11 protein-coding genes are annotated in these 12,031 nt (G+C 51.2%); 7 read left to right on the top strand and 4 right to left on the bottom strand.

Annotation, left to right across the window (positions count from 1 at the left end):
• Positions 1–126: 126 nt before the first annotated feature.
• Together J2Y43_RS21925 and J2Y43_RS21920 are read right to left on the bottom strand one after the other, a co-directional pair.
• Entirely contained in the window at positions 127–1,548 is a 1,422-nt protein-coding gene (locus J2Y43_RS21925) for an alpha-L-fucosidase (RefSeq protein WP_309987406.1), read from the bottom strand.
• Positions 1,549–1,589: 41 nt separating this feature from the next.
• The gene (locus J2Y43_RS21920) at positions 1,590–2,645 is read right to left on the bottom strand and encodes a N(4)-(beta-N-acetylglucosaminyl)-L-asparaginase (protein ID WP_309987409.1); all 1,056 of its coding nucleotides are present in this window, start codon (positions 2,643–2,645) and stop codon (positions 1,590–1,592) included.
• 301 nt (positions 2,646–2,946) lie between these two features.
• Between J2Y43_RS21920 and J2Y43_RS21915 the strand changes: the two genes are divergently transcribed.
• Genes J2Y43_RS21915 through J2Y43_RS21905 form a run of 3 tightly spaced genes read left to right on the top strand, consistent with a single transcriptional unit; the run spans position 2,947 to position 5,587 of the window.
• A complete protein-coding gene (locus tag J2Y43_RS21915; protein ID WP_309987412.1) occupies positions 2,947–3,837 on the top strand; it encodes a hypothetical protein in 891 nt (296 codons plus the stop codon).
• A 20-nt stretch (positions 3,838–3,857) separates the two neighbouring features.
• Positions 3,858–4,496: an ATP-binding cassette domain-containing protein gene (locus J2Y43_RS21910; RefSeq protein ID WP_309987414.1), complete on the top strand. Its 639-nt coding sequence runs from the start codon at positions 3,858–3,860 to the stop codon at positions 4,494–4,496.
• Complete coding sequence (locus J2Y43_RS21905) at positions 4,493–5,587, top strand: hypothetical protein (RefSeq protein WP_309987417.1); 1,095 nt, start codon at positions 4,493–4,495, stop codon at positions 5,585–5,587. The genes J2Y43_RS21910 and J2Y43_RS21905 overlap by 4 nt, the downstream gene beginning before the upstream one ends.
• 168 nt (positions 5,588–5,755) lie before the next feature.
• On the opposite strand, the gene J2Y43_RS21900 is transcribed toward J2Y43_RS21905, so the two are convergent.
• On the bottom strand, positions 5,756–6,466 hold the full coding sequence (locus J2Y43_RS21900; protein ID WP_309987420.1) for an SDR family oxidoreductase: 711 nt from the start codon (positions 6,464–6,466) through the stop codon (positions 5,756–5,758).
• A 46-nt stretch (positions 6,467–6,512) separates the two neighbouring features.
• A complete protein-coding gene (gene yiaA, locus J2Y43_RS21895) occupies positions 6,513–6,947 on the bottom strand; it encodes an inner membrane protein YiaA (RefSeq protein WP_223403476.1) in 435 nt (144 codons plus the stop codon).
• A gap of 150 nt (positions 6,948–7,097) precedes the next feature.
• Between yiaA and fabG the strand changes: the two genes are divergently transcribed.
• The 4 genes from fabG to J2Y43_RS21875 all read left to right on the top strand — a co-directional run bounded on the left by fabG (position 7,098) and on the right by J2Y43_RS21875 (position 12,019).
• Positions 7,098–7,844: a 3-oxoacyl-[acyl-carrier-protein] reductase gene (gene fabG / locus J2Y43_RS21890; protein ID WP_106597289.1), complete on the top strand. Its 747-nt coding sequence runs from the start codon at positions 7,098–7,100 to the stop codon at positions 7,842–7,844.
• 74 nt (positions 7,845–7,918) lie between these two features.
• A complete protein-coding gene (locus J2Y43_RS21885; protein ID WP_309987426.1) occupies positions 7,919–9,991 on the top strand; it encodes a VWA domain-containing protein in 2,073 nt (690 codons plus the stop codon).
• 79 nt (positions 9,992–10,070) lie between these two features.
• Positions 10,071–10,982 carry a DUF2279 domain-containing protein gene (locus tag J2Y43_RS21880; RefSeq protein WP_309987429.1) on the top strand — a complete coding sequence of 304 codons (912 nt, stop codon included), beginning with the start codon at positions 10,071–10,073 and terminating at the stop codon, positions 10,980–10,982.
• Between the two features lie 53 nt (positions 10,983–11,035).
• Positions 11,036–12,019 (top strand): DUF2027 domain-containing protein, encoded by a 984-nt coding sequence (locus J2Y43_RS21875; protein ID WP_309987432.1) that lies wholly within the window; start codon positions 11,036–11,038, stop codon positions 12,017–12,019.
• Positions 12,020–12,031: the final 12 nt, after the last annotated feature.

Below are 12,031 nucleotides of genomic sequence, written 5' to 3'. Positions count from 1 at the left end.
AGATCTAAAAAATTACAGGATCCGCATCGGTGACTGGCGGATCGGTATCGAATGCATTCACCCCGACGTTACACTTTTACGGGTATTGAGCCGGGGTGAAATCTACAAGTCGTTTCCTCCTAAATCCTAATTAATCACAAATAAGTAAGCAGGCTGCGTACCTACTTCTGTCACAGTTTTAGCAGGCAGCTCAATCGCACCATTCTTCACTTTCAATGCCTTTTTATTACCGGCAAATGTGATTTTCGCTTTCGCAGGAATGTCGAGGCCTTCCGGTTTCAGGCTCGCCGGCAGCTTTTCGCCTGCTTCTGCGAGATAGAATGCGTAAGTGGTGGTGCCTTTTTTAGTGTAAGCCCATTTGCCGGCGCGGTAAGGGGCCAGCGGCTTGGTTTCGTAGATACCCACACCATTTACATTCATCCATTTGCCCATTTCTTCGAGGCGCGTGTAGGCTTCTTCGTGCCATTCGCCGTCGGGGCCGGGAGCCACGTTGAGGAGGAGGTTACCGCCTTTTGCAACGATATCAACGAGGGTGTGAACCAGTTTTTGGGTGGACTTGAAATTTTCTTTCGGGATATAAGACCACGAATCGCCCATTGTCATGCAGGATTCCCATGGAATGGACATATAATGATCAGGGATCGATTGCTCGGGTGTTACGTAGTTTTCGAATTCACCGGTAACAGTGCGGTCCACCACGAGCAGGCCGGGCTGATGCGAGCGGGCCATTTTAGCGATGCGCGCCATATCGATGTCCTGGTCGTAAGGAATCGTTTTCTGCCAGCTGATGGTCGTATCGATGCTGCTGAACGGGCGTACCCAGCCGCCGTCAAGCCATAGAATGTCCACCGAGCCGTAGTCCGACATCAGCTCTTCGATCTGGTTGTAGGTGAAGTCCTTGAACTTGTTCCAGATTTCGGGACGTTTCTTCGGGTCATAGGATACATTTCGGTCCTTAGGCGGGAAATAAGGCCACCAGTAAGAGTCGGTATGCCAGTCGGGTTTTGAGAAATAGGTACCCGTCATGAAGCCCTCGTTGCGGAATGCGGCGAGTACTTCCTTGGTAACGTTCGCTTTCGGATTGGTTTTGAATGGCGTGTTGGTGATTTTATAATCGGTGTATTTCGAATCGAACATCGAGAAACCGTCGTGATGTTTGGTTGTGAACACCACATATTTCATACCGGCACCTTTGGCTGCCTTTGCCCAACGGTCGGGATTGAACTTGACGGGGTTGAAGGTTTTGGCGATGTCCTCGTAAGCCTTCTTATATTCGAACCAATCGTGTGAATGCGGCCCGCGGCGCTCGCACCAGCCTTCGTCTTCCGGGCAAAGCGACCATGATTCTACAATGCCCCACTGGCTGTATGTTCCCCAGTGCATCAGCAGTCCGAATTTAATATCCTGCCATTTGGAGAGCTTCTGCTGCACGAGCGGGTCGGTAGGTGCAACGTATTTGGAGTGATTTTGCTCCGAATGCTGCTGCGCATACGATCCGGACGCAAATAGCAGCCCTGCCAGGAGCGCCGCTGTCGATTTAAGGTTCATTGTAATGGTTAAGTGTTTGGTAAATACTTCTATATGAGGGTTTACGAGAGGTAACTTTTGGCGGCGACGACTTTGCCTTTGCCATCGCCGGTAGTGATGGTGTAGGCAAATCCGGGCTGGACGGAGTAGGCACCGACCTCTCCCTGCTTGTTGATGGCCAGAAAGCCTACCTGGAAAGTCTTTGCGCGCTCGGGATCACGTTTTACGATCCTTTCGACTGTCTTTTTACAGGCCTCTTCCGGTGAGGCGCCATTGCGCATGAACTCGACCACCAAATGGGTACCCGCCACGCGAATCACTTCCTCGCCTTGTCCCGACGAGGTAGCCGCGCCGATTTCATTGTCGACAAAAAGGCCGGCGCCGATAACGGGGGAGTCGCCTACACGGCCACGCATTTTGAAGCCCATACCGCTGGTGGTGCACATCCCGGAGAGGTTACCTTGCGCGTCCAACGCGAGGGTACCCATGGTATCGTGGTTGAAATCACCGTTATCCAGCCGTGCGGGTGCGAATGGGCCGTGGCCTTTCGATTGCTTATGTTCAATATTAATAACGGGCTTGTACTCCGCTTTTTTGAGCCATTTCTTGTACTCCTTGGCCGCGTCGGGTGAAAGTTTGCCGGATTCCAGTTTGAAACCGTTCGCCAATGCAAACTGCTGCGCGCCGGCGCCTACCAAAAACACGTGCGGAGTCGTTTCCATGAGCTTGCGCGCCACAGATACCGGGTGTTTGATCCTTTCGAGGAATGCCACCGCGCCGCAGTTAGACTTTTCATCCATAATGCACGCATCCAATGTCACATGCCCGTCGCGGTCGGGGTTGCCGCCGAGGCCTACGCAGCAATTGATATCGTTTTCAATAGCGATGGCGGCTTGCTCTACGGCGTCGAGGGCACGACCGCCCTTTTCGAGCACCGGCCAGGCCGCTGCATTTGAAATTTGCCCGCTATCCCAGGTAGAAATGACTACCGGGCCAGCCGCCGCAGCGCCGGGCGCCGGTGCGCCGGCCGCCGGTGTTTTGGCAAACAACTGATTGACGCGTGTGAAAGGCAATGCGAAGGCCGACAAGCGGAGGAAGGAGCGGCGGTTGGTGTTCATGGGTGTCCGGGTTTGTGGAATGGTATGAGTAGTTTTGTAAAATTTTAAAAATGAATCCGCGGATTAATTAAAATTTTTTCAAATATACATCCCGCGAAATTTGTGATCAATGAAAATATGAAATTTCATATGATCTGTTGGTCGAAGTATCTTATTTTGAAATATTTGTGAGGAGACGATTGAAAAGCGACCGGGAAAGCGGCTTTGATACACTTACTAATTTTTTCAAACGAAAAACAGGTGGTTTCTGATTAAATGGCAACCTTTGGCTACTTGTTTAGGAAAAAGAAAGACATACACGATGATGAACTCTCCAAAGGCATGTGTGGATGTGGCGATCAACGCCTACGGCAAACCGTACCAGACGGCCGTTACACTGCTGACGCTCATGAAGCATTCGCATCAATGGATCAATAAAATCTATTTCGTAGAAGAAGCCAAGCAGCCGGAACCACCGAACTTCAAATTTATTTTTGATCATTTCGGTGATAAGATCGTCTATTATAAGCCGAATGTCTGGCTTTGGACTAAAAACGTAAAGTTCGATTTTCTGTTGAATTTCAAGCGGTACCGGCATGCGGTGCGTTACCAGTATGCGTGGGAGAAGTCGGATCAGAAATACCTGCTGGTGATCCATAATGACGTGTATTTCAAAAGCGATCTGGTAGGAGAATATGTGAATGGCATTGGCGATGCTTCGGGCATTGGCAGTATCGGGCAGTGCTGGGTGTGCCCTGCGCGGGAAGCGGGGCTCTGTGATTCTGAAAGATATACCGAATACAAGCCGGACTATCAGGAGCTGATGCAACTGGCTGCCAAACACCCGCAAGCCCGCACGGGCGAGTACAAGCTCGTGGTCGACCGCGCTGCGCCATGGCCGTTACCCGAATGCCGGCTGAACGAATATGTGGCGATGATCGACCTGGAAAAAACGCGCAACGATACGATGCCTGTTGGCAAAGGCGCTGCATTCGGGGCTTACGATCGCCTGGATGTGGGAGTGAAATGGTTTGCGGATATGAACAATGCAGGCCATCGTTTCAAACATTTCAATTATGACCCGTACGCGACGCACAGCTGGATCAGCTTGCAGAACGCCGGGCACAATGCGCTTTTCGACAAGGACCTTTACCGCCACGAAGAATCGGTAGCATTGCAGGTGCTGAAAGACGAGTTTAATATAGTTCCTTGATATAACGGCCATCCCGCGGTATGATATTGGAAATCAGTCAGCTTACGCAGCGGTATGGAGAGCGGGAAATCCTTTCGATCCCGTCTTTTGCAATTGAAAAGGGTATTTACTGGATACAGGGGGAGAACGGCGCGGGGAAGTCGACACTTTTCCGGACGCTGGCGGGTATGCTGCCATTTGAAGGGAATGTCAGGCTTGACGGGCAGTATGACCTGAAAAAACACCCGGTAGAATACCGTCTGCGTTTAAATCTCGGTGAGGCAGAGCCGCTTTATCCCTCTTTTTTAACACCTGCCGACCTCATTGCTTTCGTTGCCGAAGCGCAGCGGGCACCTCGCGAACAAAGCGACAAGCTCATTGAAGCATTCGGAATTAACTACCTTCAAAACCAGTTCGGCAGCTGTTCCAGCGGCATGGTGAAAAAAGTATCCTTGCTGCTCGCATTCCTGGGCGCCCCTTCGCTCATTATCCTCGACGAGCCGCTCATTACCATCGACCGCGAGGCGCGCGAAGTGCTTTTCGAACTGATCAAAGAATACCATCGTAATGGGGTTACGTTCCTGCTGTCGTCGCACCAGTTGTTCGAGCAGGAGGGGCTGCACGTCTCCCGGAGTTTCCGGTTGAAAAATAAGACGCTCGTCGCTACGGATGCGTTATGAAAATGCTGCTTCTCTCTACGGTCTCGGCGTTTTTCAGGCAGCGGGCCGGAACATTCCTGGTATTGCTCGGTGTGCTTTTCGGTTTTTTGAGTGCCAATGAGCATCATGCGTTCGCGGTATTTTTTCTGACGGGCACTTACGGAATGCTCGCGCTTTTCGTGATATGGCTGGTTTATACGCTGTTATGTGTTCAGTTTCTGATCAATACCTGGAAGTTGCCGGAATATACCTTCATCTATCACACCCGTACATGGCCCGCGCTCACGCGTACACGAAGGTTTTTAATGCAAGCATTGGGTTTTCTGCAACCCATCCTTTATTATGGTGTTTACCTGCTGATCATCGCTATTCAGGACAAGCTGCTGGCACGCTTGTGGCCGGTCATTCCCTTCTACATTGTATTAATACTAATGCTTGCTCTTACTGCTGAATGGCGCATTCGGAAGCCGGTTTTGTATGTGGCTGTTCAAAGTAAAAGCATTATCAAATGGCCGTTCCGGCGGCCTGCACTCCGGCGCCCGGTCTCCTGGCTTTACTGGTCGATGGAATGGCTCGTGCGGGAGCGTGGGATCACCTTATTAGTAGGTAAATTGGGTGCAATGCTGGCGGCGGCGGGAACAATGCTCTATTACAGCACTGGTGAATATGACATTCGTATGCCGGCTGTGGGTATGTCGCTTGCTTATCTGCTCAATCTGGGACTTTCGTTGGAGTTGTACCAATGGGAAGCGGAAATCTGGCTTTGGGGGAGGTCGCTGCCGGTACCGGTCTGGAAGCGTTGGGGTAGGGTAGTTGTGTTGCATTTGATGCTGATCGTCCCCGAAACGATAGTGGTACTTCGTAGTGGCACCCTCGGCTTTGCCGAAGTGGCGCAGTTGTACCTGCTGGGCCTAACGATCCTCATAGTCTCCCACCTATATTTTTATAAAAGATCTGGCCTGCCGGAGAATGCAATGCAAGTCTTCCTGTTCGGGTTTATAGGCCTTACTTTGTTGATTTTATACAAAGTTCCGTTGCTGCTGCTTGCCGGTTGCGGACTGTTGTTCTCGCTTTATACATCTTGGCCCAAGGGCGGAAGTACTCGGAAGTAGTCAAGAGTTGTCATTTTTGGTCAGGTGTTGTCAGGAATTGTCATTGATAGTTATGACTACACTTGACTATACTTGACAATACATGACTATACCTGACAATCCCTGACTACACTTGACTACACCTGACAATACTTGACCACACCTGACCAAAAATTTCCCAAACGAAGCTTACTTGGGCGTAGTAGGCCGTACCTCAATTTTGCTAGGCAGCGTCCGTGCCGGCATTTTGATGAGGTCGGATACGATCTGGCCGATGTCTTCCGGCTGGATTTTCCACGCGTCCTTATCCGATGGCTCGTGGTTGTTGAACTCTGTTGCGACGGAGCCTGGCATGATGGTCGTCACTTTAACGCCCGCGTTGCGTACGTCGAGCATCATGGCCTGCGAGAAGCCGACCAAACCGAACTTGCTGGCATTATAAGCAGTACCATTCGCAAAGAAGTTGGTACCCGCGAGGCTTGCGATGTTGATAAAATACCCTTTCGACTCCGTCAATGCGGCGATAGATGCCTTCGCGCTGAAAAATACGCCTGTGAGGTTGATATCGATGGTCTCCTGCCACAACTCGGCGCTCAGCTCCTGGATCGGGGCGAAGTGACCGACGCCGGCATTGGCGATAAAATAGTCGAGCCGGCCCCATTGGCTGAGCAAGGTCTGTACCGCTTTTTCCTGCGATGCAAGGTTCCGCACATCCGATTCGATAGGTAATGCGTAGCCTTCCCGGATTTTGTTCAATGCATTGGCCGCTTCGTCGGCATTCTGCTGCGACCGGCTTGTAATTGCGACACGGATGCCGTCGCGGATGAGCGCTTCGGCAATACCATATCCTATTCCTTTGGAACCGCCTGTGATCAGGGCTGTTTTCGTTATTTCTGCCATTACCTGAGTTTAGTTTCAAAAATTTATACGTAACGGCTTAACAGTATCAATGATCAGAAGGTTTGGAAAATGAGCTACCGGTTTCGAAAATCTGCGAATCACGGGTGTTTTTCTGAACCGCAATAGCGCCGAAGATGCCCAGCAGGAAGGCGAATGCGTAGAAGCCTTTTTCGCTTGGCAGCAACGTCGCGTTCCACAGACCTACCACAAGCAGCACGATGGCGAGGATGGTCGAAAACCAGGCGATACCATAGTAAATGCCCGTCACCGGAACACCTTCCAAACGGTCGCGAACGCTCTTCTGGACCGATACGGCGGCGAAAAGGCCGTACATTAATACCGTAAAATAATATCCCTTTTCGCTCAGCAGCATTTCCGAGCGCCAGAGGCCGATGATGAAGCCGGCCATGCCCACGCCCAATGCGATCCACGACGCGGCAATGAAGGCTCCTGATGTTTTCTGCACATTTGTAGTGTTCATGTTAGTGTAAGTTAAATTGTTGGAGAAGGTTTTTTGCCTGAATATTACATCATTTTGTAATAAAGTACCATAGGTCGTTTATTTGCCGGTCTCTCCCCAATATCCTATTTTTGCCGGCAGTATACATTTTGACAGATTTCAATCCTATTTATGAAGTTAGTAGCAAATAAAGTTGCATTGGTAACAGGAGCTTCACGGGGTATCGGACGTTCGATCGCGCTGCGCCTGGCTCAGGAAGGAGCTGATGTCGCATTTACATATCTGTCCAGCGTCGAAAAAGGCGAGGCTTTGGCCAAAGAACTGGAAGCGTTCGGTGTGAAAGCGAAGGGCTATCGCTCGGATGCATCCGACTTCCAGGCGGCAGACCAGCTCGTAACCGACGTGATTGCCGATTTCGGCAAACTCGACGTGCTTATCAACAATGCAGGTGTTACCCGCGACGGGCTCCTGATGCGTATGAGCGAAGAGCAGTGGGACACGGTGGTGAATATCAACCTGAAATCGGTTTTTAACCTTACCAAAGCCGCTACGAAATCCATGATCCGTGCGAAAAGCGGGTCGATCATCAATATCACATCGGTAGTCGGTATACGCGGTAATGCAGGGCAGTCGAACTACGCTGCTTCGAAGGCCGGTATCATCGGTTTTACCAAGTCTATCGCATTGGAGTTGGGTTCCAGAAACATACGCTCGAATGCCGTAGCGCCAGGATTCATCGAAACAGAAATGACCGACGCGGTAGATGCGAAAGCGGTGGAAGATTGGAAACAGTCGATCCCGATGAAACGCGGAGGCCAGCCGGAAGATGTGGCGGACGCCTGCGTGTTCCTGGCTTCGGACATGTCGCGCTATATCACCGGCCAGGTAATCCAGGTCGACGGTGGTATGTTAACATAGAGTCTTTCTTCGTTAGTAAATAGCTGGCGGTTTCGTTGTATATTGTAACGTCGCCAGCTATTGTATCCCAATCCATGCGGTCAGAGCTCATATTCCAAACCCCTTACTGGTTCATCATTTTCTGCGTGCTCGCGGGCCTGGCCTATGCCTGGCTGCTGTATCAGCCGCAACCGGCCTGGGGTAAGAAACTGAACTATGCGTTGGCCGCTGTGCGTGGAATTGCGGTGGCATTGATTTGCTTCCTGCTGCTGAGCCCGCTCGTACGGCGCACGCAAACTTCGGTCGACAAGGCCAAGATCGTTTTCGCGATCGACAACTCCGAATCTGTTGGCAAGCACGGCCAGGCCGCGATGGAGCAGGTGAAGGCCGCTGCCCGCGAGCTGAACGATGCGGGCTTCGAGGTAAGCATTGAGTCACTCGGCGGTACCGAAAACAATGCAGATTCCCTTGCATTTAATCAAAACAAAACCAACCTGGCGGGACTGCTGCAAACGGTCCGCACGAATTTCGAAGGCCGCAACCTGACCGACGTGGTGTTGCTTTCGGATGGGATCGTGAACCAGGGCGTATCGCCGACCTATAACCGTTATCCGTTCAGAGTCAACACGCTGGCCGTAGGGGACTCGGTGCCGAAGCTGGATATTCGCGTGAAAGATGTGGTGAGCAACCGCATTGCATACCTGGGTAACGAGTTTCCGGTGCGGGCGGAGATCGCCGCGAACGGCTTGCAAGGCAAGAGTACGACTGTGACTTTGAAGCAAAATGGCCGCGTGATCCAGAGCCAGCCGGTGGTGATCGATCGTGCGGATTATTTCAAGGCATTTGATTTCAAAACATCGTCTGCACAAAAGGGCGTTCAACATTATACCATCGAACTGGGTGCGGTTTCGGGGGAAACTTCCGGCAGGAACAACCGGAAGGACATTTATATCGACATTATCGATGGCAGGCAAAAGATCCTGCTTATGGCGCTTGCGCCGCACCCCGATATCAAGAGTATCCGGAGTGTGATCGAAGCGAACGATAACTATGAGCTGGATATCAATATTCTGTCCATTGCTAATAACCCACCGGCAAGTACGAAGCCTTATGACCTCGTGATCCTGCACCAGATCCCGAACGTGCTCGGGCTGGGTAATGCGCAGGTCCGCAAGTTTCTGGATGCGAAAATGCCGCTGTTTTTCATTCTGGGAAATCAATCGGCGGTACCGCTGGCCAGCTCGTTGAATCGGTCGCTGTTTATCAATGCTTCCGCGAATAACCAGATTGATAAGGTTACGGCACGGTTTAATCCGTCGTTTTCGCAGCTCAACCTGGATGCGGAGAGCCTTCAATTACTGGAACGCCTTCCTCCGCTTTCGGTGCCTTTTGGCGAATACAATGTGTCGTCGGGTACAGAAACGATATTGTATCAGAAAGTGGGAACGCTCAATACCAACAAGCCGCTCCTGGTTTTAAACACCAATGGCGATCAGAAAACGGCTGTGTTGGCAGGGGAGGGAATCTGGCAATGGCGGCAGGAAGAATTTGCCCAAACCAGCAAGCAGGAAGTGGTGGATAACCTCTTCCAGAAGCTGATCCAGGTGCTTTCGGTGAAGGAAGACCGCCGGAAATTCCGCGTGTATCCGATCAGCAACGAGTTCGAAGCGGGCGAACAGGTTGCATTTCAGACCGAGGTTTACAACGACATTTACGAGCCGATATTCGGTCAGGAGGTGAAACTGGAATTGGTGGATGAAAAGGGCAAGAGCAAGCAATTCACGTACACACACGCGAAGGAGACACCGCGGTTCAACGTCAGCGGGCTGGCGGATGGCGTTTACCGGTATGCGGCTTCCACTACTTTGAAAGGAAAACAGGAAAATGTTTCAGGCCAGTTTGTGATCCGCAATGCCGATCTCGAACTGAGCAATACGACGGCGGATTTCGGCATGCTTCGCGATCTGGCGCGGCGGTCGGGCGGCACATTTACGACGCCGGCATCGCTGCAACAATTTATTCAAAAACTAAAAACTGACCGCCCGGCCGACAGACTGGACAGTACCGAAGATATGGTTGAGCTGATTTACCTGAAATGGCTGTTCTTCCTGCTTGTAGTGTTGCTGGGCGCGGAATGGGGGTTGAGAAAATACCATGGCGGTTATTAAGCCCTGCCCCCGATATGATCGAATGCGTTTTACTCTTCATTGCTTACTAATTTGCCTGCTGGCAGAAACGCTGTCTCCCGTGTACGCTCAAGTACCCGTGCCGGCACCTGATACGCTCGTCCGGGACGCGCTGGTTCGCGACGCGCTGGTTCGCGATACGCTTGTCCGCGACTCGGTGCCGGAAGTGCGGCCTAATTACAAACTGCTCCGCGGCATCTTTGCGGCCCAATCTGCGATTTATCTCGGAACGCTTTATGGGCTCAGCAAATCATGGTACAAGAACCCGCTGACCAAGTTTACCATCCAGGACGATAGTCACGAGTGGCTACAAATGGACAAAATGGGGCACCTTTACACATCGTACCAGATTGCCCGGCACACGGCGGCACTGTACAAAAAGACGGGTATTTCAAAAAGGCAAATGCTGGTTTACGGTGCCATTTCCGGGGTGATCTTTCAGACGCCGATTGAAATCCTGGATGGCTTCTCGCCCGATTATGGCTTTTCTCCCGGCGATATGATCGCGAACCTGACAGGCTCAGTGCTGTATCTCGGGCAGGTGGCATTATGGGACGAGGTGCGTATTCAACCCAAGTTCTCATTTCATTATACTTCACTGGCGCACGTGCGGCCGCAGCTGCTCGGCAGCAGCTGGTCGGAGCGCTGGCTGAAAGATTACAATGGACAGACTTACTGGTTCTCGGCGAGCCCGAAATCATTTTTTAAGGGTTCCAACTGGCCTGCCTGGCTTTGTTTTTCAGTAGGTTATGGTATTCAGGATATGGTTTCGGCCCAGAAAGACGTAAGCATCGAAAAGGGTTACCGGCCTTATCGCCAATATTATTTGTCGCTGGATATCGACCTCACGAAGATCAAAACCCGAAGCAAGTTTGTTAAGACGCTGGGTTTTCTGGCCAACTCGCTGAAAATCCCGGCCCCGGCATTGCAGATCAGCAAAAAGGGCATCGATTTCAAACCATTTTATTTTTAAAAGTATTGTTTGAACTGAAAACCGGTTCAAATGATCGGAAAGCAACATTGAATATGAATATCGGAGATAAAGTACGATTGGTTCACGGCAGGGAAGAAGGCGTTATTTATGCTTTTTTGCCCGGTAATGTCGTGGAAATAGAGATTGAGGACGGATTTCGAATCCCGGTCCTGAGAAATGAGATCGTGACGATTTCGCCTGTGGAATCGCAGCGAATGGTGAAACCCGAAGAAACAAAAGCGGTGGCTGCCCGTGTAGATGTGATCGTGCCGCGCAATGCGCCATTCGCGGAAAAAGGTATCTATCTCGCATTCATTTCCGTGAACGACCGCACGTTGACGGTACACGTCATCAACAACACCGACTGGATATTGCCATTCACCGCCGTTGCCGCTTCCGAATCGGTGAGCAGGGGACTGGCGGCCGGCGTGCTGCAACCGCGCACCTCGCAGAAGCTGACCGAAGTGGAGATGAAGGATTTTGAATCCTGGCCGGTGTTTGACATCCATGCATTGTATTTCCGGGAGGGGAATCACCAGTTGCCCATTGCATTGAACAAGCGCATCCGTTGCCGCGCACAGTCGTTTTATAAAAACAAAGGCAAGGTGCCTGTGTTGGGAAAAGAAGGGTTTGTATATCAACTTGATGAGGAGAACCTGAAACGTGAAACGCCCGGCATTTCGGAGGATGTTGCGGGTGAAATCAAGGCGCGAATGTTAGGGCAGGCCGCTCCCGAGCAGAACAGCCTTCCCAAACCGGAGCAGGTGATTGATTTGCATATCGAAAAGTTGGTGAATAACCATAAGAGCCTGTCCAGCGACGCGATCCTGAAAAAGCAGCTGGACGTTTTCGAGAGTAATCTGGAATCGGCCATTGCCAATGGAATGGAGGAAATTACGTTTATACATGGCGCGGGCAGCGGCGCTCTTAAAAACGAGCTGCATCGCAGGCTGGGCAAGAACCAGCATGTGCAATTTTTTAAAGATGCATTAAAAGAGAAATTCGGATACGGTGCAACCCTCGTCAAAATCAAGTAATGTATACGTCAG

This window comes from Dyadobacter sp. BE31 (assembly GCF_031457695.1).
GTDB lineage: Bacteria > Bacteroidota > Bacteroidia > Cytophagales > Spirosomataceae > Dyadobacter.
The sequence above is the reverse complement of the archived record's forward strand: the minus strand, read 5'-3'. Positions and strand labels throughout refer to the sequence as shown.